19 protein-coding genes are annotated in these 26,470 nt (G+C 71.3%); 12 read left to right on the top strand and 7 right to left on the bottom strand.

All coding sequences use genetic code 11. The features are described 5' to 3' along the window. Positions 1-56 precede the first annotated feature (56 nt). The 6 genes from rpsA (at position 57) to ABD844_RS10930 (ending at position 8,210) form a co-directional block, all read left to right on the top strand. The gene (rpsA, locus tag ABD844_RS10955; RefSeq protein WP_344875641.1) at positions 57-1,544 is read left to right on the top strand and encodes a 30S ribosomal protein S1; all 1,488 of its coding nucleotides are present in this window, start codon (positions 57-59) and stop codon (positions 1,542-1,544) included. 246 nt (positions 1,545-1,790) lie between these two features. Further along, positions 1,791-2,927 (top strand): epoxide hydrolase family protein, encoded by a 1,137-nt coding sequence (locus ABD844_RS10950; RefSeq protein ID WP_344875639.1) that lies wholly within the window; start codon positions 1,791-1,793, stop codon positions 2,925-2,927. 1,148 nt (positions 2,928-4,075) lie between these two features. Continuing rightward, positions 4,076-5,389, top strand: coding sequence for an alpha/beta hydrolase (locus tag ABD844_RS10945; protein ID WP_344875637.1), 1,314 nt, complete (start codon positions 4,076-4,078; stop codon positions 5,387-5,389). A gap of 18 nt (positions 5,390-5,407) precedes the next feature. Continuing rightward, positions 5,408-5,878: a GNAT family N-acetyltransferase gene (locus ABD844_RS10940; RefSeq protein ID WP_344875777.1), complete on the top strand. Its 471-nt coding sequence runs from the start codon at positions 5,408-5,410 to the stop codon at positions 5,876-5,878. A 74-nt stretch (positions 5,879-5,952) separates the two neighbouring features. Then, positions 5,953-6,558 carry a dephospho-CoA kinase gene (coaE, locus tag ABD844_RS10935; protein ID WP_344875635.1) on the top strand — a complete coding sequence of 202 codons (606 nt, stop codon included), beginning with the start codon at positions 5,953-5,955 and terminating at the stop codon, positions 6,556-6,558. Positions 6,559-6,803: 245 nt separating this feature from the next. After that, positions 6,804-8,210 carry a glycoside hydrolase family 43 protein gene (locus ABD844_RS10930; RefSeq protein WP_344875633.1) on the top strand — a complete coding sequence of 469 codons (1,407 nt, stop codon included), beginning with the start codon at positions 6,804-6,806 and terminating at the stop codon, positions 8,208-8,210. A gap of 35 nt (positions 8,211-8,245) precedes the next feature. Here the strand turns inward: ABD844_RS10930 and ABD844_RS10925 are convergent, their stop codons facing one another. Further along, complete coding sequence (locus ABD844_RS10925) at positions 8,246-13,813, bottom strand: WD40 domain-containing protein (protein WP_344875631.1); 5,568 nt, start codon at positions 13,811-13,813, stop codon at positions 8,246-8,248. 57 nt (positions 13,814-13,870) lie between these two features. Here ABD844_RS10925 and ABD844_RS10920 point away from each other — a divergent pair, with 57 nt between their 5' ends. Beyond that, on the top strand, positions 13,871-15,043 hold the full coding sequence (locus ABD844_RS10920; RefSeq protein WP_344875629.1) for an ArsB/NhaD family transporter: 1,173 nt from the start codon (positions 13,871-13,873) through the stop codon (positions 15,041-15,043). 29 nt (positions 15,044-15,072) lie between these two features. Here ABD844_RS10920 and ABD844_RS10915 read toward each other — a convergent pair whose 3' ends face one another. The 6 genes from ABD844_RS10915 to ABD844_RS10890 form a co-directional block, all read right to left on the bottom strand. Then, the gene (locus ABD844_RS10915; protein ID WP_344875627.1) at positions 15,073-15,870 is read right to left on the bottom strand and encodes an inositol monophosphatase family protein; all 798 of its coding nucleotides are present in this window, start codon (positions 15,868-15,870) and stop codon (positions 15,073-15,075) included. A 32-nt stretch (positions 15,871-15,902) separates the two neighbouring features. Beyond that, positions 15,903-16,520, bottom strand: a complete 618-nt coding sequence (locus ABD844_RS10910) for a hypothetical protein (protein WP_344875626.1) — start codon at positions 16,518-16,520, stop codon at positions 15,903-15,905. After that, positions 16,517-17,554 carry a hypothetical protein gene (locus tag ABD844_RS10905; protein ID WP_344875624.1) on the bottom strand — a complete coding sequence of 346 codons (1,038 nt, stop codon included), beginning with the start codon at positions 17,552-17,554 and terminating at the stop codon, positions 16,517-16,519. The genes ABD844_RS10910 and ABD844_RS10905 overlap by 4 nt, the downstream gene beginning before the upstream one ends. A gap of 220 nt (positions 17,555-17,774) precedes the next feature. Then, positions 17,775-18,548, bottom strand: a complete 774-nt coding sequence (locus tag ABD844_RS10900) for a sporulation protein (protein ID WP_344875622.1) — start codon at positions 18,546-18,548, stop codon at positions 17,775-17,777. 9 nt (positions 18,549-18,557) lie between these two features. Further along, positions 18,558-19,799: an SPFH domain-containing protein gene (locus ABD844_RS10895; protein ID WP_344875620.1), complete on the bottom strand. Its 1,242-nt coding sequence runs from the start codon at positions 19,797-19,799 to the stop codon at positions 18,558-18,560. Further along, entirely contained in the window at positions 19,799-21,424 is a 1,626-nt protein-coding gene (locus ABD844_RS10890) for an SPFH domain-containing protein (protein ID WP_344875618.1), read from the bottom strand. Before ABD844_RS10890 ends, ABD844_RS10895 begins: the two co-directional genes overlap by 1 nt. Before the next feature lie 139 nt (positions 21,425-21,563). Between ABD844_RS10890 and ABD844_RS10885 the strand changes: the two genes are divergently transcribed. From ABD844_RS10885 to ABD844_RS10865, 5 genes are read left to right on the top strand one after another with little or no spacing between them, the layout of a single operon-like run. Next, positions 21,564-22,478, top strand: coding sequence for an ABC transporter ATP-binding protein (locus ABD844_RS10885; RefSeq protein ID WP_344875616.1), 915 nt, complete (start codon positions 21,564-21,566; stop codon positions 22,476-22,478). Then, a complete protein-coding gene (locus ABD844_RS10880) occupies positions 22,475-23,329 on the top strand; it encodes an ABC transporter permease (protein ID WP_344875614.1) in 855 nt (284 codons plus the stop codon). Before ABD844_RS10885 ends, ABD844_RS10880 begins: the two co-directional genes overlap by 4 nt. 14 nt (positions 23,330-23,343) lie before the next feature. Then, the gene (locus ABD844_RS10875; RefSeq protein ID WP_344875612.1) at positions 23,344-23,577 is read left to right on the top strand and encodes a helix-turn-helix transcriptional regulator; all 234 of its coding nucleotides are present in this window, start codon (positions 23,344-23,346) and stop codon (positions 23,575-23,577) included. 47 nt (positions 23,578-23,624) lie between these two features. Beyond that, positions 23,625-25,739 (top strand): excinuclease ABC subunit UvrB, encoded by a 2,115-nt coding sequence (gene uvrB, locus ABD844_RS10870; RefSeq protein WP_344875610.1) that lies wholly within the window; start codon positions 23,625-23,627, stop codon positions 25,737-25,739. A 56-nt stretch (positions 25,740-25,795) separates the two neighbouring features. Continuing rightward, positions 25,796-26,407: a PepSY domain-containing protein gene (locus tag ABD844_RS10865; protein ID WP_344875608.1), complete on the top strand. Its 612-nt coding sequence runs from the start codon at positions 25,796-25,798 to the stop codon at positions 26,405-26,407. Positions 26,408-26,470: the final 63 nt, after the last annotated feature.

Genomic DNA, 26,470 nt, shown 5'->3' with positions numbered 1-26,470 from the left:
GCCTGCCGCGCATCCGCCACATCGACATCCTGTCCGCGTTCGGAGCAATTCCACACATGACGTCCAGCACTGAGGCCACCTCGAGCACCCCGCAGGTAGCGGTCAACGACATCGGGTCCGAGGAAGCCTTCCTCGCGGCGATCGACGAGACCATCAAGTATTTCAACGACGGCGACATCGTCGAGGGCACCGTCGTCAAGGTCGATCGAGACGAGGTTCTTCTCGATATCGGCTACAAGACCGAGGGTGTCATTCCCTCGCGCGAGCTTTCGATCAAGCACGATGTCGATCCTGCTGACGTCGTGGAAGTCGGAGAGCACGTCGAAGCCCTGGTTCTCCAGAAGGAGGACAAAGAGGGTCGCCTGATCCTGTCCAAGAAGCGGGCTCAGTACGAGCGCGCCTGGGGCACGATCGAGAAGATCAAGGACGAGGACGGCATCGTCACCGGCACCGTCATCGAGGTCGTCAAGGGTGGTCTCATCCTCGACATCGGCCTGCGCGGCTTCCTCCCGGCGTCCCTGGTTGAGATGCGCCGCGTGCGCGACCTGCAGCCGTACGTCGGGCGTGAGCTCGAAGCCAAGATCATCGAGCTCGACAAGAACCGCAACAACGTGGTCCTGTCGCGCCGTGCCTGGCTCGAGCAGACGCAGTCGGAGGTTCGCCAGACGTTCCTCAACACCCTTCAGAAGGGGCAGGTCCGCAAGGGCGTCGTCTCCTCGATCGTCAACTTCGGCGCGTTCGTCGACCTTGGCGGCGTAGACGGCCTGGTCCACGTCTCCGAGCTGTCCTGGAAGCACATCGACCACCCGTCCGAGGTGGTCGAGGTCGGCCAGGAGGTCACGGTCGAGGTCCTCGACGTCGACATGGAGCGCGAGCGCGTCTCCCTGTCGCTCAAGGCCACTCAGGAAGACCCGTGGCAGCAGTTCGCCCGCACCCACCAGATCGGCCAGGTCGTGCCGGGCCGCGTCACCAAGCTGGTGCCGTTCGGTGCGTTCGTCCGGGTCGAGGAGGGCATCGAGGGTCTGGTGCACATCTCCGAGCTGGCCGAGCGGCACGTGGAGATTCCCGAGCAGGTCGTCCAGGTCGGCGACGAGATCTTCGTGAAGATCATCGACATCGACCTCGACCGTCGTCGCATCAGCCTCTCGCTGAAGCAGGCCAACGAGGGTGTCGGCACCGAGGTCGAGTTCGACCCGACCCTCTACGGCATGGCGGCCACCTACGACGACCAGGGCAACTACATCTACCCCGAGGGCTTCGACTCGGAGACCGGGGAGTGGCTCGAGGGCTTCGACAAGCAGCGTGAGGAGTGGGAGCGGCAGTACGCCGAGGCCCAGCAGCGCTTCGAGGCCCACAGGAAGCAGATCGAGGAGGCCCGCAAGGCCGAGGCGGAGGCCGGCGAGGCCGCTCCCTCGTCCTACACCGGTGAGACGCAGCCCCAGCAGGGCGGCGGCTCCACCTCCTCCACCCCGGCCAGCGGCGCGCTCGCCTCTGACGAGGCGCTCGCGGCTCTGCGCGAGAAGCTCGCGGGTGGGCAGAGCTGAGGCCCTCCTGAGGGTCTCCGCCGCTGCCTGGTGATCACGGGCAGGAAGTAGGTCGTCAAGGCCCCGCACGGGAAACCGTGCGGGGCCTTTTCGTGTTGGCGCGGGGTTTTCGCCTGCTTCGGGCAGGGCTTGTGGGTGCTCGCGTGCTGCCGCCGGGGGTCTCGGAGGACGGCGGGTGGTGGGCTGCGGGAGGCCGGAGGTAATTGCGGAACGAAACGTTCCGCGTTGGGGGTTACGGTGCTGGTCATGGACGAAATCAAGCCCTTCCGTATCGATATTCCGCAGACCGACCTCGACGACCTGTACGACCGCCTGAGGCGTACCAGGTGGGCGGCGCAGTTGCCCGGCGGGTGGAGCAGGGGCGTGCCGGTGGCCTACCTGCGCGAGCTGGCCGCGTACTGGGCCGACGGGTTCGACTGGCGCGCCCAGGAGACCCGCCTGAACGCCTTCCCGCAGTTCACCACCGTCATCGACGGGCAGACGATCCACTACCTGCACGTACGCTCGCCCGAGCCCGGCGCGCTGCCGCTGATCATGACGCATAGCTGGCCGAACACCGTGGCCGAGTTCCTCGACGTGATCGGGCCGCTCACCGACCCGCGCGGCCACGGCCTCGACCCCTCCGTCGCCTTCCACGTCGTGGCGCCTTCGCTGCCCGGGTTCGGGTTCTCGCCGTTCCCGGAGCCCGCCGACCAGCGGCCGTGGAGCATCGAGCGGGTGGCGCGCACCTGGGCCGAGCTGATGAGCCGGCTCGGGTACGAGCGCTACGGCGCGCAGGGCAACGACGCGGGAGCCCTCGTCACGCCGCAGCTCGCGGTCCTGGCCGCCGAGCACGTGGTCGGCTCGCTCATCACGGCCGGGCTCGGCATCCCCACCGGCAAGCCCGGAGAACTGGACGGGGCCAGTGCCGAGGAACTGGCCGAGCTGGAGGTGATGGCCGGGCGGATGTCCGGGGGCAGCGGGTACGGGCCGTACCTGGCGGCCAGGCCGCAGACGCTCGCGTACGGGTTCGCCGACTCGCCGGTGATGCAGCTCGCCTATCTGGTGGAGAGGTTCAAGGAGTTCGACGGGTGGGACGAGCCGGAGGCCGAGCACATCGCCAGGGACCTGGTGCTCACCAACGCCAGCCTGTACTGGTTCACCGGCACCGGCGGGTCGTCGTCCTGGACGTACTACGACGGCGCGGCCGGGCTGCCCATCGAGCAGACCGTGGTGCCGTCCGGGGTGACGCACGGCGGGCCCTCGGTGCTGAGGCGGATCGCGGAACGCGGTAACGATCTCGCGTACTGGGGGCAGGCGCAGAGCCCCAGCCACATGGTGGCCATGGCGGCGCCCGAGCCGCTGGTGAACGGTATACGGGAATTTTTCGGGACACGGCGCTGAAGGGGGTGCAGATTTTACCTCCGGCCTTGGTAAGGCACTGATCCGCGCGGCCGGGCGCTGGGAAACTGGGCTGCGCTTTGTGGCGGCCGCGACTCCCGGGGGCGATGCACGTGAACATGGTTCAGTGGGCACGGCGCCGTCAGGGGGGTCAGCGGGGTCGTCAGTGGCTTCAGTGGGTCTGTCGTGTCGCGTGGGTAGGTGACCTTGGGGCGGCCCGTCGTGATGGGTCGGCCCCTCGTGTCGCGTCGGCCCGTCGTGTCGCGTTGGCTCGTCGTGATGGGTCGGCCCCTGGTGGTGCGTCGGTTCGCCGTGTGGCGTCGGCCCGTCGTGCCGCGTCGACCCGTCGTGATGGGTCGGCCCGTCGTGATGGGTCGGCCCGTCGCCTTGGGTCGGCCCGTGGCGTTCGTCGAATGTGGCGGGTCTGGTCGGTGTGTCGCGTTCAGTGGATGCGGCGTGTTTTGCCGGTGCGCCGGGTTGGGCGGATGCGGTGTGATCCGTCGGTGGGTCGCGTTCAGTGGGCGCCGGGCGTTCAGTGGGCGCGGCGGATTGGCCGGGCGGCGGTCGCTCTGATCGCCGCCACCGCCACTGCCGCCACGATTGTCGTCGCTGTTGTCGTTGGCGGCTCGGGGATGTCGGATGCCGGGGCCACGGCTCGCGGGAGGGCGGGGCCCGTTGTGGGCGGGCCCTCAGCGGGTGGGTCTGTAGCGGGCGGGCACTCAGTGACAGGTGCCCGGCCCGCTCGGGCTGTCCCCGCCGACCTGGGCGCGGCCGGTGGTGGACTCCCGGCGCCCGCCGGTGGCCTGGGCGTTGCGGGCGGCCGGTCCTTGGCGTCCGCTGGTGGTCTGGGTGCGACGGACGGAGGTCTTCCGGCGTCGGCTGGTGGCTTGGGCGTGGCGGGTGGCCGATTCGTGGCGCCCGCTGGTGGCCCGGGGGTGGTGGGTGGTGGTGGTCCGGCGTTTGCCGGTGGTCTGGGTGTGGTGGGTGGTGGGCTTTCTGGGCGCGACGGTGGCTCGGGTGGTGTGGTGGGTGGTGCTTTGGAGACGGGGAAGCGGGCTGGGGTTTTTGGCGGTGGGCGCGTGGCAGGGCGTGGGTGGGGGTGGGAGGGGTGGTGGGACTGTGGGGATGGGTTGCAGTGCGGGAGGTTGTCGGTGCCGGTCGACTGGGCTCGGCCGGGCGGCGCCCGTACGGAGATCGATCTGGCCAGGATGCCGGCCCGTGACCCCGTCCGGAGCATGGGGGCGCTGGTCGTGAACACGGGGGAGGGCTCCACCGTTCAGGGGGTGCGGCAGCGGCCCGACACCGTCAGCGAGCTGGCCCGGTGGTTCGACGTGGTGCTCGTGGAGCCGCGCGGCATCGGTGACCGGGGGAGTCCGGCCATGGTGCGGTGTTCCGTGCCGCAGCCCGACCCCCGCAGGCTCCAGATGGCCCCTGGGCGGGCCGCGTGGCGTGCGTACGCGCGTGACAACGCCGCCTACGACCGCAGTTGCCGCATCGCCGCCGGACCCGCCTACGCGGGCCTCACGTCCTGGCAGGTGGCACACGACCTCGACGCCCTGCGCGCCGCCCTCGGCGAGCGGCGGCTGCGGTACTTCGGCAACGGCTACGGGGCGGTGTACGGGCAGGCGTACCTGGAGCTGTTTCCACGCAGGGTCGAGCGGATGTACCTGGAGGGCGTTCCCGACCACGGCGAGCCCGGCGTCGGGCGGAGGCTGATCGCCCACGCGCGGGCGGCCGAGCGGCAGTTGGCCCGGTTCCGCGACTGGTGTGCCGCGCACCTGGGCTGTCCCCTCGACGACGACGCAGTGTCGGTGCTCGACGGGCTGCTCGACGGGGCGCCCCTGCCCGGCCCAGGACGTACGCTGGACGACCGCCGGATCGCCGCCGCCGTGTTCGCCGGGCTCGTCCCCCGGCGCTGGCCCGAGTTGGCGCGGGCGCTGTCGGCCGCCGAGGCGGGCGACCCGGGTCCGCTGGCCGCGATGGCGGACGAGCCGCCGCCGGTCGCGCCCGCGACGGTGACCCGGTCGATGCTGTGCCACGACTTCATGCCCGCCGTGCCCGGCTACCGCCGATTCCTGGCGATGGAGGAGCGGCTGCGCGCGGTCGCGCCCCGCGTGGGCTGGCTGAGCGGCCGCTACGAGGTCGGCCGTTGCCTGGGCCTGAGCGGACGTCCCGCCTGGCCGCCGCGCCCCGTGCACCTGGGCAAGGGCCCCTCGGTGCTCGTCGGCATCGGGCGGCTGGACACGGTCGGCCCCGCCTCCGCCTCCGCCCGCCTGGCCGCGCGGATCCCCGGCGCGACGACGCTCTGGCACGGCGACGGGCACGGCGCGTACCTGGAGCAGGGGGCCGCCAAGCTCCGCGCCACCTGCCTGCGCGCCCGGGTGCACGCCTACCTCGTCAACGGCCGGCCGCCCCCGCCCCGCACCTTGTGCCCGGCGGAGCTGACGGCCGGTCACGGCTCCTGAGATAGGGTGGCGCGGGTGATCATAGAAGCGGCTGTGGCGGCGGACGCGGGCGAGATCCTCACCCTGCAGCGGGCGGCCTATCTCAGCGAGGCCCAGCTCTACGGTGATCCGTACATCCCGGCGCTGGTGGAGTCGCTGGAGCAGGTGCGCAAGGTCGTCGAGAGCGCGGTCGTGCTCAAGGCGGTCGACGCCGGGCGGATCGTGGGCTCCGTACGCGGGCGGTCGTCGGGCGCCACCTGCCTGGTCAGCCGCCTCGTCGTCGCCCCCGACCGGCAGGGGCAGGGGATCGGCACGGCCCTGCTGCGCGCCCTGCACGAGCGGGTGGCCGAGGCCACGGCGTTCGATCTGTCCACCGGCCACCTGTCCGACGGGCACCTGCGGCTCTGCCGACGCCTGGGCTACCGGGAGACCAGCCGCGAGCGCATGGACGACCACCTGACGATCGTGCACATGCGCATGTCCCCGGACCGGTCACAGCATGCGCAGTGACCCTCCGATCCTGACCTGGCACCGGCCGTCTGCAGGGGTCGGCGGCTCGCGCTGAGGGTGGATAGGCTGCTCGCGTGCTGAAAATCGGGCTCACCGGCGGGATCGGTTCCGGCAAGAGCGAGGTGTCCAAGCGGCTGTCGGCCAAGGGCGCGATGGTGATCGACGCTGACAAGATCGCGCGTGAGGTGGTGGCGCCCGGCACGCCGGGGCTGGCGCGGGTGGTGGCCAGGTTCGGCGACGAGGTGCTCCATCCCGACGGTTCGCTCAACAGGGAGAAGCTCGGCTCGCTCGTCTTCGCCGACTCCGAGCAGCTCGCCGCGCTCAACGGGATCGTGCACCCGCTCGTGGGGGAGCGGGTGGCGCAGCTCCAGCGGGAGGCCGCCCTCGACGCGATCATGGTGTACGACGTGCCGCTCCTGGTGGAGAACAAACTGACCCCCATGTACGACGTCGTCATCGTCGTCGACGCCTCCGACGACCTGCGCATCAGGCGGCTGACCGGGCAGCGCGGCATGTCCGAGTCCGACGCCAGAGCCCGCATCGCCGCCCAGGCCACCCGGGAGGAACGCCTGGCGGCGGCCGACATCGTCATCCCCAACGAGGGCTCACTGGAGGAGCTCGACTCCCGGGTGGACGAGGTCTGGGGCGACCTGGTGCTTCTGCGCGCCGCCGGAGGCTGAGAACGCGCTGGGCCAGGAGGTTTGGCGCTCTTCCGCGCCGCCGGAGGCTGAGGACGCGCCGGGCCACGAGGTTGGGTTTCGGCCTGCGGGGTCACGCAGCCCCGCACCTGGTGCTCTTTCGCGCCGCAGAGGGCTGGAGCGGCCCGTCGGTGTGCCGGGGCTCCTGCTCTCCGCCCCGTTGACGGCATGACGTCCTTCCGTGACGATCGGAAAGATCGCCCGACAGGATCGTGGAAGGACCGCCGATGCCGCGTCCATCACTCTGGCGTGCCGCCTTGTCCGGCCTGGCCGTCGTCGTGAGCCTGATCGTCCCCACGGGCCCCGCCGTTCCCGCGGACGCGGCGGCGGGGTCGTTCCGTAACCCGGTCAACGCCGCCGCCGACCCCAGCCTGATGTACCACGACGGCAACTACTACGTGGCCACCACGCGCGGCGACCGGATCGGGATCTGGCGCTCGCCCAGCCTCGCCACCCTGCTGGCCGCGCCCGAGCAGGTCGTCTGGCGCGACGGCGACCCCGGCCGCAACACGCAGATGTGGGCGCCCGCCTTCCGCCACGTCGGATCCCGCTGGTACATCTACTACACCGCCTCCGACGGCGTGGACGCCAACCATCGCATGTACGTCCTGGAGTCGGCCGGCGACGACCCCATGGGCCCGTACGCGTTCAAGGCCAAGATCGCCGACTTCGGCGAGTACGCCATCGACGGCGAGCCGATCACCCACAACGGCGTGTCGTACTTCGTCTGGACCGGCCCAGGGCGGGGCATGGGCGGCCCCGCGCAGCTCTACATCGCCAGGATGAGCAACCCGTGGACCGTCAACGGCGGCCGGGTCGCCATCCCCGCCGACGGCGGCTGCGCCGAGGTACGCGAGGGCCCGACCCCGCTCTACCGCAACGGCAGGACGTTCCTGACCTACTCGGCCTGCGACACCGGCAAGCCCGACTACCAGCTCTGGATGAAGAGCATCGCGAACGGCGCCGACCCCATGGTGGCCGCCAACTGGACGCAGCACCCGGGCCCGGTGTTCTCCCGCAACGACGCGACCGGCGTGTGGGGGCCCGGCCACCACTCGTTCTTCCGCTCCCCGGACGGCACCGAGGACTGGATCGCCTACCACGCCAAGAACACCGGCGCCTACACCTACGACTTCCGCACCACCCGCGTGCAGCGGTTCACCTGGAACGCCGACGGCACCCCGAACTTCGGCCGCCCACTGGCCGCCGGGGCCACGCAGCAGCTCCCGTCCGGCGACCCGGGCGCGGCCACGTCGGCGATCAACGACTTCGACGCGCAGGTGACGTACGCGGGCACGTGGCAGTCCGGCTCCGGCTGCGGCACCCAGTGCTTCTGGGGCGACGACCACTGGAGCGGCCAGGCCGACGCGACCGCGACGGTCAGCTTCACCGGCACGCGGGTGGCCCTGCTGAGCGTGCGCGACCAGGGCAACGGCATCGCCGCCATCTCCGTCGACGGCGGCCCCGAGCAGCGCGTGGACTACTACAGCGGCATCCGGGTGGGTGAGCAGCTCAACTACCTGAGCCCGGTACTCGCGCCGGGGCCGCACACGTTGCGGGTGCGGGTGACCGGGGAACGCAATCCCGCCTCGGGCAGCACGGTGATCAGCATGGACCGGATCGAGGTGTACTGACCGCGCCATGCCGGGACCGTGCCAAGCCGGGACGGTCAGAAGGGCGAGTCGAGCGGCACCTGCCGCACCCCCGGCAGGTACGCGTCCAGCTCCCCCAGCTCGAACCGCGACATGCCCACCACGTGCCAGAACTGCCCGCCGGGCTCGCCGTGCACCTTGTACCGGCCGTCGGGCGCCAGCGCGGCCCACCCCTCGGGCAGCGCGAGCAGGGTCGCCCGCCGCTCGCCGCCTTCCCAGAGGATCACCACGCCGTCGTCGCCGGCGCTGGCCAGCAGGTCGGAGGCAGGGCTGAAGGCGACCGACCAGACCCGCCGGCTGTGCCCGGCCAGGACGTGCCGGGCCTCGCCGGTCGCGGTGTCCCAGACGCGTACGAGCAGGTCGTCGCCGCCGGTGGCGATCCTGTCGCCGGAGGCGTCGAACGCCACGCTCCACAGCCGCCCTTCGTGCCGCAGCGTGTGCACCAGCCGCGGCTGCCACGCCTGGCCCGGCCGCAGCTCCCACACCATCGCCCTGCCGTCGTTGCCCGCGCTGGCCAGGTGGCGGCCGTCGGGGGAGAAGGCCACCGAGAAGACCCGGTCGGCATGCCCCTCCAGGGTGGCCACCCGGCCGCCGGTGGCCACGTGCCACAGCCGGACGAGCTTGTCGTCGCAGCCGGTGGCCACATATTCGCCGTCGGGGCTGAACGCGATCGAGCGCACCCGCCCGCGGTGGTCCGTCAGGTTGACCACCAGCCGCCCGGTCGGGCGGTACCAGACGCGTACGCTGTCGTCGTCGTTGGCCGTGGCCAGCGCCTGGCCGTCGGGGCTGAACGCCTCGGCCCACACGTGGTCGGTCTCGGCGTGCAGCTCGCGCTCGTAGTCGCCGGTGGCGGCGTTCCAGAAGTGCACGCCGCCGTCGTTGCTGGAGGTGGCCAGCGTCGGGCCGGCGGGGGAGAAGGAGGCCGAGATCAGCCGGTCGGACGTGCCGGTGAACTCGCGCAGCCGCCGCCCGGTGCGCGGCTCCCACACGCGTACGATGCCGTCGTTGCCGCTGGTCGCCAGCATCGTGCCGTCGGCGCTGAACCTGACGGAGGAGATGCGCCGCCCGTGCCCGCGCAGCACCCGCTGGCTGTGGCCCGTCGCCGGATCCCACAGCCGCACGGTGCCGTCGTTGCTGCTGGTGGCCAGTTGCTGCCCGTCGGGGCTGTAGGCGAACGGCCAGACCGAGCTGCGGTGCCCGGTCAGCTCGACCCGCTGCCCGCCGCCGACGGGCTGCAGCCGCACCACGCCGTTGGCGTCGCCGCTGGCCAGCACCTGCCCGTCAGGGCTGAAGGTGACCTGGTAGACGGCCGCCGCGTGGGTGGTGTGCACGCCGCGGGACTCGCCGGACGGGCTCCACAGGCGTACCGCGCCCTTCGTGTCGCCGGAGGCCAGCAGCGAGCCGTCGGGCGAGAACGCCACGCAGTAGACGCTGCCCAGGTGCCCGGTCAGCGCGTGCAACTGGGTCCAGGTGGCGGTGTCCCACAACCGGACGGTGCCCGCCTCGTCGCAGGTGGCCAGCAGCCGGCCGTCGGGGCTGAGGGCGGCGCGGAAGACGCTGCCCCGGTGCTCGCCGAGCGTCTCCTTCATCTGCCCGGAGCCGAGGTCCCAGACCCGGACCACGCCCGCCGAGTCGCCGGTCACCAGTGCCGTGCCGCTGAAGCAGGCCGTGAAGACCGGCGCCCGGTGGCCGCTCAGCTCGTGCGCCAGCCGCCCGGTGGCGGTCTCCCACACCCGTACGACGCCGTCGCCGCCGCCCCCGGCCACCAGCTCGCCCGACGGGTCGAGGCGCAGCGGCCAGACGCCGTCGGGATGGCCCACGAGCTTGCGCACGGGTTCGCCGGTCAGCGTGTCCCACAGCAGCACGACGCCGTCGCTCGCACCCGTGGCCAGCAGGTCGCCGGCGAAGCCGACCGCGTAGACGCGGCCCCGGTGCCCCTGGAGCGTGCGCACGGGCGTGCCGCCCGCGCACAGCAGCACGCCGCCGTCCTCGTTGCCGACCGCGATCATGGCCCCGTCGGGGCTGTAGGCGATGGGCTCGGGCAGGCGGCTGGTGTCGAAGCGGTAGCCGTACGGGACGCCGATGCCGGCGGGCGCGAACTCCACCTCGACCGGCTGCCCCGGCACCACGGCCGCGCCCGGCAGGTGGGGCAGCGTGCCGGTCACGTCGATGAGCGAGGCCCGGTGCCAGCGGGCGCCCTCGACGGTCGCGTCGCTCAGGTCGACCCGGGTCAGCCGTGCGCCCGACAGGTCCGCGTCGCGCAGGTCGGCGCCGGTGAGCTGGGCGCCGTCGAGGCGGGCGCCCCTCAGCGCGGCCCCGCGCAGGGTGGCCCTGGACAGGTTGGTGCCGGCCAGCGTCGCCTCCGACAGGTCGGCGCCGGTCAGGTCGACCTCCCGCAGGTCTCTGGCCGACAGGTCCTCGCCCTTGAGGTTGGCCCCGCGCAGGTCGGCGCGGGCGGGGGTGCGCAGCCTGGCGGCGATCTTGACCGCGTTGGCCCTGGACACGTCGTCGGGCGGCGGGTCGTTCACCCACGCCCGCAGCGCGCGTACGTCGGCCAGGTCGCACAGGAACTCCACGGTCAGCGCCGACAGCGGCCGGCGCGACAGCAGGACCGGGTTGTCCACGGTGGTGGCGATGTGCCGGGCGATCAGCCACTCCATCACCGAGGCGTGGATGAACCCGAACATCCCCTCGTCGGTACGGACGAGCAGGCTCCCCGAGCCCATCCTGAACGCGGCGTGCGCGGCCGAGAGCTGCCCGTCGGCCAGGTCGGTCAGCGTCTCGCCGATCTCGGTCAGCTCGTCAAGGCCCAGCAGCGACTCGCCGGACTCCCACAGCCGCGCCGCCAGCGCGGTCACCGCCCGCCACAGCTCGTCGAGGGTCAGCCCGGCCGCCGAGCCGGGGACGCGCGCCCGCCGCTCCTCGAAGGCCAGCCAGGAGCCGAGGATCTCCTCGTACAGCAGGGCGGGGCTGATCGTGTGGCGGGCCTCGGCCACCGTACGCAGGCGGTCGGCGTCGAGGTCGGCGATGAAGCTGAGCATGCGCGGGTTCTGGGCCAGCGCCAGCAGGTCCTCGATCTCTCCCAGCAGCGACATGCGCGCGTGTGCCTCGTCGCCGCCGGAGAACCGGTTGGCCAGGTAGGAGCGGATCTGGTCGGGCGCGAAGTTCTGGACGGCGAGCACCCGCCGCTGGGGCAGCACCCCGACCATCTCGCCCAGCGAGGTCAGCACCTGGCTGTGCGACTTGAAGTGCTGGGTGCGGCTGGCCACCACGATCTTGGCCTTGTCGTCGGCCGCGGCCAGCAGCGTGGCCAGGTGGTCGGCCGCCCGGTCGTAGGTCAGCCGGGCCACCAGCTCGTCGAACCCGTCGAACAGCAGCACGATCCGGCCCTGCCGCAGCAGGTAGCGGAACGCCTTGAGGTCGATGAACTCCTCGCCATGGCTCGCCAGATGGGCCGCCACCAGCGCGTCCACCGACTGCGCCTTGTCGAGGGCGCGCAGCTCGATGAGGATCGGCGTCAGGTGCGGCAGCTCGGCCGGGATGCGGCGGGCCAGCTCGCGCAGCGCGAACGTCTTGCCGTGGCCGAAGTCGCCCAGCAGCAGCAGGAACCGGCCGTGGTCGGCGGCCAGCAGGCGCATCAGCTCGTCGGTCAGGCCGTGCTTGACCTGGCTGCCTGGGCGGTCGAGCTCGCGGTAGCGCTGGGGCACGTAGAGGGCGGGCGGGTAGCGGCGGTCGTTCGTCAGCCGGACGGTCTGCTCGGTGACGTAGCCGCTCAGGTCGAGCAGCCCCTGGAACTCGGTGAAGCTGCGCAGCCGCACACCCCTGCGCATCAGGTCGTCGCGCAGCGCCCGCGGCGCGGGCGGCCCCTGGTAGACCAGCTCGGCGGACAGGCCCGCCGCGTGCGCCCGCCGGACGAACTCCGCCGCCGCCTCCTCGGCCACCTCGCCCACGTGCGCGCCGATCATCATCTGCCGGACGAACCCGTCTTCGGGGTGGGTGACGACCAGGTGCGTGTCGAACCTGCGGATCCTGGCGCGCTCGTGCCGGGCCTCGCAGACCTCGGCGATGCGGTCGAGCAGCAACTCGACCGGGGTGGGCTCGCGTACTTCCGGCTCTGGCGCGGGCGGTGGAAGCGCCGGGCTCTCGCCGCTGAACGTGGCCTGCGCGGCCCGCCAGCGGGCGCGCACCCGGTCGGGGCGGCCCTCGTCGGGCAACCACGTACGCAGCCCGTCGGGGCCGATCTCGACGACCTGGTGCCGCCCGGCGCGCGGCGTGGCCACCCGGCCCTCGGCCGCCGTACCCGTGCCGCCGTGGAAGAGCAGGTTGAGCCGATGCCCCAGCAGGCGTTCGAACGTCGCCGCGTCTCTCAGCTCTTCCGGTGGGTGCCCCAGGGCGCCCAGGCGCAGCCACGCGCTCTCCTCGTACGGCCGCAGCCGCTCGGCGAACCAGGCCGCCTGGGCCTCCCCGAGCAGCGCGTACGCGTCGCGCTCCAGATGGCTCATCGCCATCGTCGAGTTGAGCCCGGCCACGACCACCTTCAGGTCGGGCACCTCGAACAGCGTCCACGGCTGCCCGCCGTCGAACACCCGGTCGTCCAGCCCCTGGTACACCTCGCCGAACAGCTTGGCGAAGTGGCGCCACTTGGGCCAGTAGGGCGGCTGCGGGCTCACGTCGTCGGCCTCGCAGGTCATGAAGTACGCGCTGGCGGCGGCCTTGGTGACGTCGCGCGGGCCGGGCAGCAGGACGAGGCGGTGCGGCTCCAGCCCGATCAGCAGCCGCAGGTCGGTCACGAACCGCGTCGCCTGCCCGAACTGCCCCAGGCTGCCCGACTCGGTCAGGTCGCCGCTGACGACCATCAGGTCGGGGCGGGGCATGCCGCGGTCGTACATGGCGGTCAGGTCGGCCCAGATGCGCGCCTGCATGTCCTCCGGCGTGAACGGGTCGCCGGGGTCGGGCAGCGCCCGGCCGAACCGGGGCCCGCCGATGTGCAGCACGCTGATCGACTCGCGGGCCCGGCCGTCACCGGCCGACGGCGGGAACTTCGGCGCGGTGACCGGCGTGCGCCTGGCCCTGGACCGCTCGGCGGGCGGCGGCAGCGTCGGGGCGGGCGGCGGCGGGCGGGAGCCGTCGGGGAAGGCCGGCGCGGCCTCCGGCTTGGCCCGGCCGGACATTGCCTCTCTGACCCGGCCCAGCAGCAGCGCCCTGGCCTGCCCCGGGTCGGTGACGCCCAGCAGGTCGACCCAGGTGATCGTGGACAGCAGCCCTTCGAGCCGCACGTCCTCCAGCCTGATCGTGACGAGCTTGTTGGACGGGTGGTCGGGGTCGGCGCGCAGCGCGGCCTGCCACTCCAGGCGGCCGTAGCGGGAGCCCAGGTAGTTGCGCGAGAGCACGGCCACGACGAGCTGCGCCTCGCTGACCCCGCGGTCCATGAAGTCGATGAAGTTGGTGCCGGGCACGAAGTCCCACGCCTGGATCATGGTCTTGTAGCCCGCCGCCTCCAGCTCCCAGGCGATCCAGGTGGCCCAGGCCGTGTCGGCCGGGGAGTAGCTGACAAAGATGTCGGTCGGCCTGCCGTCACGTGCCATCTGCTCAGTATCCCCCGTGGGATCGGTGATTTGGAGTCCGTGTGCGATCATCGTCGGGTGTGGCGGCGTCTGGGCGTACTCGACTGGGTGAGGATCGGGCTGCTGGCTCTGGGCCTGGTCTTCCTGGTCACCGGGCTGCTGCCCTGGGCCCGGGCCGCCGAGAGCTTCGAGAGCGTCGGGCCGCTGCTGATCTTCCTGGTGGCGATCATCGTGCTGGCCGAGCTGACCAAGGAGGCGCAGGTCTTCGACGCCATCGCGGCCAGGATGGCGGTGCTCGGGCGCGGTAACTACGCCGCGCTTTTCGTGCTCTGTACGGCCTTCGCGTCGTTCGTCACGATATTTCTGAACCTGGACACGACGGCCGTCCTGCTCACCCCCGTCATGCTCGCCCTGGCACCCCGGGCCCGCATCGCCGCGCTGCCCCTGGCCATGACCACGATCTGGCTGGCCAACACCGCGAGCCTGCTGCTGCCGGTCTCCAACCTGACCAACCTCCTCGGCATGGACAAGATCGGCCTCGACGCCACGGAGTTCGCCGCCCGCATGTGGGCGCCCCAGGTCGTCTCGATCGCGGTGACGATGGCGTTCCTGTGGGTGTTCTTCTGGCGGCGCGGCGAGCGGCGCGACCTGCGCTACACGCCGCCGGTGCTGGAGCCGGTCGCCGACCGCGCGCTCTTCGCGACCGCCTCGGCCGGCTGCCTGCTGTTCATCGTGCTGCTGCTGGCCGAGGCGCACGTCGCCCTCGCCGCCACCGCGGCGGCCGCCGTCGTGGTGGCGGCCTTCGTGCTGCGCGCCCGCGAGCGCCTGACGTGGAGCCTGATCCCGTGGCAGCTCGTCGTCCTGGTGACCGGCCTGTTCCTGGTGGTGCCCACGCTCAGCGCGCACGGCCTGTCCGGGCTGATGAGCTGGATGATCGGCGCCGAGGGCGACCCCTACCGCACGGCCGCCGTGGGCGCCGCGCTGTCCAACGCGATCAACAACCTGCCCGCCTACCAGGCCGTCGAAGCGGTCATCCCGGCCACCGACCCCGACCGCCTGCTGGCCCTGCTGGTCGGCACCAACGTCGGCCCGGTCATCACCCCGTGGGCGTCGCTGGCCACGCTGCTGTGGTTCGAGTCGTGCCGCCGTCACGGGGTGCGGGTGCCGATGCGCCGCTTCCTGCTCACCGGCGCGGGCCTGGCCGTCGTCGGGCTGGTGGCGACGGTGTGGGCGCTGGTCGCGTTCGCCTGAGGCGGCTTGCCCGAGGTGGCGGATCGGCCTCAGCCCAGGAACGCCAGCAACCCCGGCAGGGCCCGGGGGTGTGCGGCCACGAAGCTGCGCTCGTCGGCAGGGGTGTCGATGCACTCCTCGTACGGCCCGCCGTCCAGCGCCCGGATCTCGATGCCCGCCTCCTGCGCCAGCAGCGCCCCGGCCGGCAGGTCGACCACCCCGGCCCGGTAACCCACGATGCCGTCGATGTCGCCGCGCGCCAGCATCGCCCACGCCAGCAGCGGCGCCCATAGCTGGAGCACCCGGCGCGCGTTGAGGTCGAGCGCCGTCTTCAGCCGCCGTACGGTCGTGTCGTCCCTGGCCAGGCCGTAGCCCTGGGTCCAGGCCAGCAGCGGACCGTGCGGGCTCGGCGCGTACGGGGCCGCCAGGCGCGCCCCCGAGGACGCCACCGCGCCCCCGCCGCGCACGGCCGACCACGTCTGCGCGGAGACCGGGTCGTGCACCACGCCCAGTTGGGGGCACCCGTCCCGGCAGAGCGCCACGCCGACCACGTACGCGGGCAGCCCGATGGCCACGTTGTTGGTGCCGTCGAGCGGGTCGACCAGCCACGTCCACTCGCCTCCCGCCGCCCCCGCCAGCCCCGACTCCTCGGCTATCACCGTGTGCGACGGGTACGCCGTCAGTATCCGTTCCAGCAGCAGCTTCTCCGAGGCCAGGTCGAGATCGGTCACCACGTCGCCCGCCGCGCCCTTGGCCCGCACGCCCAGACCGGCCAGATCTTCTCCGGCGCTCCGCACGCCCTCCCGGAGCAGCGCTCCCGCTGCCTCGGCGGCTTCGACGGCGACCATGCGAGCGTGATCCAGGTCCATCGGGTGCCCTCTCAGGTCAGGTGCGCGGTGATCAGACGGACGGCCAGGGCGGTCTCCTCGGAGTCCAGCGACTGCCTGGACACGTGGTGGGCGGCGCCGCCCAGCGGGCCCAGCGACAGATCACGGCTGCCGGGCCGGCCGCGCCCCAGGGCGATCGTGGCCGCCTCGTCGCCCTCGGGCACGACGCTGCTGTGGAACCGGCCCGCGTCAAGAGTGTAGGTGTCGCCGGGCCCGAACACCTCCACCAGGCTCGTGGCGTGCCGCACCGTGCGGTGGGTGGGCGAGATGCGGTCGCCGTCGGCCCCGCTGACCACCTCGTAGACCCGGTGCGTGGCGTCGGAGCCGGCGTCGGTGACCACCGCGTGCACGTTGCGCATCTGGCCGTAGAGCACGTGGCTGACCAGGTCCCAGCTGTGGCAGTGGATCTGGGAGGTGGTGGTCTCGGCGTGCGGGAGCGAGCCGGACCACAGGTGCAGGCACACGCCCTCGCCGCCGTCGCGCTCCAGCGGCAGGCACACGAACCCGAGCGGGTGGCGCACCGCGCTCAGGTCGGGCCTGGACAGCTCCCCCAGGGCCCACGCGCGGGCCTCGCCCTCGCGTACGAGCCGCTGAACCCGTCGGTGACTCATGCGTACGGGTCCGGGGCACGGAGCGCCTTGAGGGCGATCTCCACGATGTCACGATCGCTGTAGGTCTTGGGCAGGGGCACCCCGATGCGTTCGAACAGCTCCTGCACCTCCTCCGTGGTGGGCTCCTTGCTGAGCGGCACGTCCTGGTACATCTCCAGCGGCACCCGCCGCGCCTGCTCGAAGCTGAGCCGCAGCTCGGTGTCGCAGTTTTCGTAGTAGAACGTGCCGGCCAGCGCGGTCATCGCCATGTTCGGGTCTTCGACCGTCATGATCAGCCGGGTGGTCGACAGGTCCCAGCGGAACGTGGTCATCGTCGACGACAGGCCCACCCCGATGTCGAGCAGGGTGTAGTCCTGGCGGTGCCAGAAGGCGGCGAGGATGGTGGCGTACGACTCCTTCCTGACCCGGTCGGTCGTCCACACCTCGCCGGTGCCGTCGGGGACGTTGGACAGCGAGCGGCGGTAGTTGGCGTACTTGGCGCACAACTCCTTGTCGGACGGGTCGATGACCTCGATCCGTACCGTGAGGTGGCGTTTGTCCCTGCGGGCGGCCTCCACGCACTTCGGCAGCGTGACCGCGCGCAGGTAGGTGCCGGTGCCGCCCTTGAAGCTCCACCGGGTGGTGTCCTTCCTGGCCTCGGCGTGGGACTGGGCGATCTCCTGCCTGCTGCCCAGGACCCGGACGAGCTGCAGCGCGTCGAGCGCCCTGCGCGTGCTGTGGGCCAGCGTCTCGATCTGCTCCAGGCGGGCCAGCCGCACGGGCAGCTCGGCCAGCGCGCCCGAGGTGATCGTCTTCTCGACGGGGGCCTGACGGGCGCGGTCGCGCAGCAGCGCCGTGGCCACCAGCGCCAGGATCACGAGCGTCGCGGCGGTCACGAGCTGCGTCTGGATCTCGTCGCCCTTGGGGCCGAAGATCTCGTCGGGCATGATGCCGAGCACGCCGACCACGATCGCCAGCCCGAGCGCGATGGCGCCGTCGGCGTTGCGCGCCGCCCATGGGGCGCTCCGCTTCAACGCCGCCATGAACCGTGCCATCGCTCGCCCCACCGTCCGACGATCGGTCAGTCCCCGACGTCATGGTAACGACCGCGCCAGGCGACTGCCAGCACACGGAAAGGAGCGAAGTGCCTAGCCTGCGGGACTTTCCCGCCCGCCTTCGCCCGCGCCAGGAACCCGCCGTGCTTCGGGACGGACGACGGCGGGCGGCGTCGAGCCGCTGCTCGACTCCGCCGGCTTGAGTGCCGGGGGCCCGGGGTCAGAACCAGCCGCGGTTGCGGGCCATCTGCTCCAGGCCGCGCTGCAGGGCCGCCTCCGCCGAGCTGGGCGACTCGTCGTAGCGGACGGTGAAGCGGTTGTAGGAGTCGTGGCTGGAGGTCAGGAAGCCGCCCCGCTTGTCGGCCTCCAGGATGACGTCCATCTGCCGCGGCCCGGCGATGAACGTCAGCTCCAGCTCGTTGAAGTGACGCCGCCACTGGCCGCCCGCGTAGTACTCGATCTCCTGGAAGAACGGCATGGTCGACCCGTAGAGGGTGCCGCGCTCCAGGTCGGCCTTCTTGAACTGGAAGCCCAGCCGGTCCAGCGCGCCGAGCACGTGGTCCTGGGCCGGCAGCGGGCTGACGAACAGCGGGTCGAGGTCGCCCTTGTCCAGCGCGCCCGCCAGCGCCAGCTCGGTCTGGACGCCCAGCTTCATGCCGTGCAGCGGGTGCCCGGCGATCGCGCTGATCGGCGTCTCCCACGGGATCGGGATCTCGAACGGGTGCTGGTGCTGCGCGCCCGCCGCGAGCTGGAACGTCCCGGCCACCTGCTGGCGCAGGAAGCTGTAGGACGTCTTGTACTCGCTGTCGCCCGACTCGACCTCCACCACGGCGGTGAGGTCGATGTGGATGCCCTCGACCTTGTACTCGGAGTTGCCGCCACGGAAGTGGACGACGCCGCGCAGCGGCTCGCCCGGACGCACGCCCGTGTTGGTCAGCACCGTGTCGACCTCGACGCCCGCACCGAACGCGGCCATCAACTTGCGGAACACCATGGGGTTCTCCTATGCGGAAGGTTTGTGACCGTTGATCTGGCCCGCTCCCGTGCCCGAGATGCGGGGGAGCAACTGGGCCAGGAGGAGGGTGGACAGAGCGGAGTCCGACTGGCCCTGCTGGGTGCGTACGACCAGCGGCTGGGGGGCGTTCTCCGCGAGTTTGGCGCCCACGTCGAGGCGTCGGCGGGCCAGCTCGTAGTGCAGCACGGCCCGGTTGTCCCGGTACGACTCGGCCAGCCGCCGCAGCGCCTTGGCCTCGTTCTCGGCGGCGGTCAGCTCGGCCCGGCCGCGCGCCTCGATCTCCCACGTCACCCGCTGCGCCTCGGTCTCCTGCTCCTCCAGCATGCGCGCCACGTCCTTGCGCGCCTTGTTGTGGGCGGCCTTGACCTCGACGACCCGGGCGTCACGGGTCTTCTTGGAGCGTTCGATCTCCATGAGCAGCGTGTCGATGCGGCGCTTGCGGGTCAGCTCCCACTCGCGCTCATATGCCGACAGCTCCTTGGCCACCTTCTCGCGGGTGGCCAGGTGCTGCTGGTACTGGTCGGGCAGTTGCACGTCGGGGATGTTGGCGCCGGTGACGCGCACGCCGTAGCGGCCGAGCTGGCGGTTGAGCGCGTCCTGCATGTCGCCGACGTCGGAGCCGCGCAGGTCGTAGGCGCGCTCGGTGTTGACCCGGCGGCTGCGCTGCCTGATCGCGTCCTGCACGGCGCTCGACAGCACCAGGTCGAAGTTGCCCGCGCCGATCGTGCGCACGAACGCCACGGGGTCCACGATCCGGAACTTCAGGAAGAACTCGATCGACTTCAGCGGCACGTTCTCGGCCGTGGGGCAGGCCACGATCGGCGCCGAGTACGGGATCTCGGTGGAGGTGTCGACGACCGCGTCCACCCGGTCCCACGGCAGCCACAGGTAGTGGCGGCCCGGCGGGAGGGTGCCGACGATGGCGCCCCAGCGGCTGCGCACGCCGGTGGTGCCCTCCTCGATCTCGATGATCGCCTTGCGCCACATCGTGACCAGCGCCGCGAGCAGGGACACCAGCGCCGCGAGCGCGGCGAGGAGGGTGAGGTCGGTGAGCGCCGCCATCCCCGCGAAGTACAGAGCCAGGAACACCAGCGTCATCCAGGCGAAGCCGCGCCGGTCCTTGGGGATGACGACGGGCACGAGCTGGCCCTGCTCGCCGCCCCGCAGGAGCTGGCGGATGTCCCCCCAGGAGGCCAGCGACTCCTTGATCTTCGAAAACTCGCGGCTCATCAGATCTCACTCCCCGGGTTGACATGGTGCCTGCCGCCCGGCAGCAGCCGCTCGACGGTGCTGTCCAGCTCGGAGTCCGGCTCCGGCGTCACCGGCGGCTGGGTGACGTCGGCGGCGGTCCGCTCCAGGAGGGCGCCGATCTCGTCCTCCCGCTCGCGTACGCGGGTGGCGATCTCGTCGAGCCTGGAACGGATGGCGGCCATGTCCTCGGGGGAGAACAGCACCGCGTCCTTGCCGCCCACGAGCTGCTGGGCCAGGGCCAGGAAGTCGATGTCGGTCTGCTCGCCCACCTGCACCACCTGGGGCAGCCGGGTGGCGACGGACTCGAGCTTGTTGAGCAGGTCCTGCTGGAAGCGGTAGTCGAGGATCTCGGGCGCCTCGGCGGCCGACAGCGCCCGGATGTCCAGCGCCTGCGCCTCCAGGAGCGCGGCGTTGGCGTTGGCCGTGGACTCGGCCTCGACCAGGCGCTGCCTGGCCTGCGCGGTGGCCTGGTGGCTGGCGCGTTCGAGCGCGGTGTCCATCCGGGCCTGGTAGCCGGCGATCTCCGCCTGGATGGCGCTCAGCGTCTCCTGCAGCCCGGCCAGCTCCTTGACCAGGTCGCCCTCGTTCTGCTCCTTGCGCAGTTGCAGCTCGTACTCGTAGGTGTAGGCCTCCTTGGCGACCCGGACCATCTCGGGGGCGGCCAGGTCCATGCGGTACTCCTGGCTGGACGGCTCGGCGTGCGTGATGTTGACGTCGGTGAGCCGTACGGCGGGCAGGAACTGCTGGTTGAGGCTCTCCAGCATGCCGAGCGTGCTCTCGCCGACGAGGTCGTAGATGTCCTCGGCGCGCTGGGCGTAGATCAGGGAGCGGGTGACCTCGCTGATGGCGTTCTGGAGCTTGGACTGGAAGCCGCTGACCGAGCCGAGCACGAAGATGAACTCCGCCGGGTTCTCGATCCTGAACTGCAGGAAGAGGTCCACGCTGGCCTTGACGCCCTGCTGGGTGGGTGCCTCGCTGATCGGCGCGTTGAACGGGTACTCGCGGGTGGTGTTGACGATGTAGCTGACCCGCTTCCACGGGTTGAACAGCGTCACCCGGCCGGGGTCGGCGATCTGCACCAGCTTGCCGAACTGGGTGATCAGCGCCTTGCAGCCCTCGGGCACCATCACCACGCTGCGCCGCCACCACAGGAACGCGGCGGCCAGCACCAGCACCACCCAGTAGTGCGGGCCGAACACCACGTCGGAGCTCGGGATGATGTTGCCGAGCGCGCCGATGAGGCCGAGCAGCACGAGGATGCCCAGCGGCACGACCATCTTGGCGGTGCTGCCCTTGGGGATCACCACGGGAGAGATGACGTGCATGCCGTTCTCGGCGAAGCTGCGGTTGACGATCTCGCCGGCCTCGTTCAGTGACGCGGACCTGGCCTCGATGAGGGTGCCGACGGACGCGCCGCCGTCGCGGGCGGCGGCGAAGTCGTACGGGTTCAGCCTGAACCCCGGGGCTTGACCAGCCAGGTTCCCCGCCTGGTCCATCACCTGCCCCACGGCCTGACCCATCGCATGGCGTACGTCACCCCCCTGGGCCACCGCTTGGGCTATGCCCTGCCCTGCCTGGATCAGTGCCTCTCTGGGTCGTGACATTGAACCTTCCTTTTCCGCTACAGGCGATTCAGACCGTATCGGGTGCGACTTACTGTTCGCTTGCAATGCGTGTCATATATCTATTGCAGGGTGTAGTAGGTGTGCTATTGATGTAGTAGACCTACTATCTGGAGGATCGATGGGAGCGTTGAGAGAGCTGACAGGCGGTACGGACATCGGGGAGACGGCCGCCGCCATCGAGGCGCGCGGGCTGCGGATGGCGTACGGGCAGAAGGAGGTCCTGCGGGACGTCGCCTTCGTCGTCCACCCCGGTGAGGTGATCGCGCTGCTCGGGCCCAACGGCGCGGGCAAGACGACCACGATCGAGATCCTGGAGGGGTTCCGGATGCCGTCCGCCGGCCACGTACGCGTGCTGGGCGTCGAGCCGGCCCGCGGCGACGAGCGCTGGCGGGCCCGGCTGGGCGTGGTGCTCCAGTCGTGGCGCGACCACGGGCGCTGGCGGGTGCGCCAGCTCCTGGAGCACCTGAGCCGCTACTACGAGCCGTACGCGGACCCCGGCAGGACACCGCTCGACACCGGCGAGCTGATCGAGGCCGTCGGGCTCGCCGAACACGCCGGCCAGCGCATCAACCGGCTCTCCGGCGGGCAGCGGCGCCGCCTCGACGTCGCCATCGGCATCGTCGGGCGCCCCGAGGTGCTCTTCCTCGACGAGCCGACCGCCGGCTTCGACCCCCAGGCCAGGCGCGACTTCCACGACCTCGTCCACCGGCTGTCCGACCTCGACGACACCACGATCCTGCTCACCACGCACGACCTCGACGAGGCCGAGAAGCTCGCCGACCGCATCCTCATCCTCGCCGGTGGCCGCATCGTCGCCGACGGCAGCCCCGACAGGCTCGCCCGCGAGTTCTCCCGCGACGCCCAGGTGCGCTGGAGCCGCGACGGCGAGCACTTCGTGCACGCCACACAGGACGCCGTCGGCTTCGTCCGCGACCTGCTCGACCAGCACCCCACCGGGATCGGCGACCTGGAGGTACGCCGGGCCACGCTCGAGGACACCTACATGACCATCGTCAAGGGGGAGGAAGCGTGAACCCCACGCTGCACGCCGCCCGGCTCGGGCTGTCCCGCGGCTGGATCGAGTTCAAGCAACAACTGACCACCCCACAGGACCTGGGGTTCACCGTGGTCAGCACCGTGGCCTTCGCCGTCGTGCTCTACTTCCAGCGCGACGCGACGCTGCCCGGCACCGACCTGCCGCTGGCGGCGGCCACGCTGCCCAGCCTGCTCGGGCTGCTGATCCCGGTCAACGGCCTGCTGGGCGCCGTGGGCTCGCTGTCCGTCGAAAGGGAGGACGGCACTCTGCTCAGGGCCAAGGCCCTGCCCCAGGGCATGATCGGCTACCTCGTCGGCCGGATCGTGTCGTTGTCCTTCTCCACCGTGGCGTCGCTGGTGCTGATGCTCGTCGCGGGGCTGTTCTTCGTACCGGGGCTGTTCGGGATCGGGCTGGGCAACTGGCTCACCATCGCCTGGCTCACGGTGCTGGGCCTGCTGTCGGCGCTGCCGCTGGGCGCGGTCATCGGCTCGCTGGCCGGCAGCCCGCAGACCGCGGCCGGGATGTCCATGCTCGCCATCGGCGGTCTCACCGCCGTCTCGGGCGTCTTCTACCCGATCACCGCGCTGGCCGGCTGGCTGCAGGCGCTGGCCCACGTCTTCCCGCTCTACTGGCTCGGCCTGGGCATGCGCTCGGCGCTGCTGCCCGACGCGGCCGCCGCCGCGGAGATCGGCGGCTCGTGGCGGCCGGTGGAGACCACGCTCGTGCTGCTCGCGTGGGCCGTGGCCGGGCTGGTGCTGGCGCCTCCGATCCTGCGCAGGATGGCCAGGCGCGAGTCTGGCTCGGCGATGGAACAGCGCCGCCATCGGGCGATGCAGCGGGTCACCTGAGAAACTACGTCCTGATGAGCGAGATCGTCTACAACCGCATCGCGCTGCTGCGCGCAGAGCGGAACGTGACCCGCAGGCAGCTCGCCGACGCGCTGGGGGTGCACTATCAGACCGTCGGTTACCTCGAACGCGGCGAATACAGTCCAAGCCTTTACCTGGCGCTGCGGATCGCCGAATATTTCGAGGTGCCCGTCGAGGTGGTCTTCTCCACCACCCCGTTCCCCCGCATCGGCGAGCGTACGGCCTGACGAAGGCACCCGGCGAAGATGTCGGTGGCGCCGCCTACAGTGGCAGCATGCGACCGGTCACTGATTTGCAGCGGAAGGTGGCGCCCTTCGAGGTCGTCACCGAGATGACTCCCTCCGGCGACCAGCCGACGGCCATCGCCGAGCTGGAGCGCCGCGTCAAGGCCGGAGAGAAGGACAACGTCCTGCTGGGCGCCACCGGCACCGGCAAGACGGCCACCATCGCCTGGCTGATCGAGCGGCTGCAGCGGCCCGCGCTGGTCATGCAGCCCAACAAGACCCTCGCCGCGCAGTTCGCCAACGAGCTGCGCGAGATGCTGCCCAACAACGCGGTCGAATACTTCGTCTCCTACTACGACTACTACCAGCCCGAGGCCTACGTCCCGCAGAGCGACACCTACATCGAGAAAGACTCCTCGATCAACGACGAGGTCGAGCGGTTGCGCCACTCGGCCACCAACTCGCTGCTCACCCGCCGCGACACCATCGTGGTCGCCTCGGTGTCGTGCATCTACGGCCTGGGCACGCCGCAGGAATACGTCGACCGCATGGCCCGGCTGCGCGTCGGCATGGACGTCGAGCGCGACCAGCTCCTGCGCCGCCTGGTCGACATGCAGTACACGCGCAACGACCTGGCCTTCACCCGGGGCACGTTCCGAGTGCGCGGCGACACGATCGAGATCATCCCGAAATACGAAGAGCTGGCCGTGCGCATCGAGATGTTCGGCGACGAGATCGAGAAGCTCTCGACCATGCACCCGCTGACCGGCGAGGTCATCACCGAGGACGAAGAGCTCTACATCTTCCCCGCCTCCCACTACGTCGCGGGCGAGCAGCGCATGGCCGCCGCCGTGGCCGGCATCGAGATCGAGCTGGCCGACCGGCTGGCCGAGCTGGAGCGGCAGGGCAAGCTGCTGGAGGCGCAGCGGCTGCGGATGCGCACGACGTACGACATCGAGATGATGCGCCAGATCGGCACCTGCTCCGGCATCGAAAACTACTCGCGCCACATGGACGGCCGCGAGGCCGGCAGCGCGCCCAACACGCTGCTCGACTACTTCCCGGAAGACTTCGTGCTGGTGCTCGACGAGTCGCACCAGACGGTGCCGCAGATCGGCGCGATGTACGAAGGCGACGCCTCCCGCAAGCGCACGCTGGTCGAGCACGGCTTCCGGCTGCCGTCGGCGCTCGACAACCGGCCGCTGAAGTGGGAGGAGTTCCTCGAACGCATCGGGCAGACCGTCTATCTGTCGGCCACGCCCGGGCCCTACGAGCTGGGGCGGGCCAAGGGCGACGTGGTCGAGCAGGTCATCCGCCCGACCGGCCTGGTCGACCCCGAGATCGTGGTCAAGCCCACCAAGGGCCAGATCGACGACCTGGTCCACGAGATCCGCGAGCGGGCCGGTCGCGACGAGCGCGTGCTGGTCACCACGCTGACCAAGAAGATGTCCGAAGACCTGACCGACTATCTTCTCGAACTCGGCATCCGGGTCCGCTACCTGCACAGCGAGGTCGACACGCTGCGCCGCATCGAGCTGCTGCGGGAGCTGCGCACGGGCGAGTTCGACGTGCTGGTCGGCATCAACCTGCTGCGCGAGGGCCTCGACCTGCCCGAGGTGTCGCTGGTGGCGATCCTCGACGCCGACAAGGAGGGCTTCCTGCGCTCGGAGACGTCGCTCATCCAGACCATCGGCCGCGCCGCCCGTAACGTCTCCGGCCAGGTCCACATGTACGCCGACAAGGTCACCCCGTCGATGGAGCGCGCGATCGACGAGACCAACCGGCGCCGGGCCAAGCAGATCGCCTACAACGAGGCCAACGGCATCGACCCGCAGCCGCTGCGCAAGAAGATCGCCGACATCCTCGACTCGCTCCAGCGCGAAGACGCCGACACCGACCGCCTGCTCGGCGGGGGCCGTCAGCAGTCGCGGGGCAAGGCGCCCGTGCCCGGCCTGGCCCGCCAGGCAGGTCAGGCCGGTCAGCACGCCAAGGCCATCGCGGGCGAGATGCCGCGGGCGCAGATGGAGTCGCTCGTCGAGTCGCTGACCGAGCAGATGCACCAGGCGGCGGCCGACCTCCAGTTCGAGGTGGCCGCGCGGCTGCGCGACGAGATCAAGGAGCTCAAACGCGAGCTGCGCGACATGCGCGAGGCGGGAGTGAAGTAGAGCCGTGCCCGCTGACCTGGGCGAATGCTTTGCCTTCTGGCGGGCAGCGTCCAGGTATGAACAAGACGATCATCGGGGCCCTGATCGGCGCGACGGTGCTCGCGACAGGCTGTGGCACTGCCGCCAGGGAGGCGGAACGGCTGTCCGAGCAGTCCTCGCCGACGCTCGGCTCGCCCACGGCCACCACAGAGCCGGCCAGCCCCACCGGGTCACCGACCGGCAGCCCAGGCACGGTCAGCCTCGAACACCTCAAGCAGGCCGCCCAGGCCGCGATAGCGGCGGTGCCCGGCTCCAAGCTCGTCGCCATCGAGAGCGAGGAGAATGGCCGGTGGTGGGAGGCACATGTCGTCGGGGAAGACGGCACCGAACACAAGATGGACATCGAGAACGGCAAGGTCGTGCGCGGCCCCACCACCGAGGAGGAAGACGCCGCCGCCAAGGCCAAGCGCAAGGAGGAGCTGGCCGCGGCCAAGGTCGACTACGTCCAGGCGGCCGACAAGCTCGTGGCCGCCGTGCCTGAAGGGCGGATCGCCGAGCTGCGGCTGGGCACCGAGCACGGCAAGACCGTGTGGGAGGGTGAGCTGGTCACGCCCGACGGCACCAAGCACGAGGCCACCGTCGACGCCGCCACCGGCGAGGTTGTGAAGGGCAGCCCGTCCCCGACGTGACACCGGGCCGTCGGTCGAGCGCGCACCCCTGACCGCCATCTGGGACGCCCGCTCGACCGCCGC

The sequence above is a fragment of the Nonomuraea antimicrobica genome (genome assembly GCF_039536965.1).
Taxonomy (GTDB): Bacteria; Actinomycetota; Actinomycetes; order Streptosporangiales; family Streptosporangiaceae; genus Nonomuraea; species Nonomuraea antimicrobica.
The sequence above is the reverse complement of the archived record's forward strand: the minus strand, read 5'-3'. Positions and strand labels throughout refer to the sequence as shown.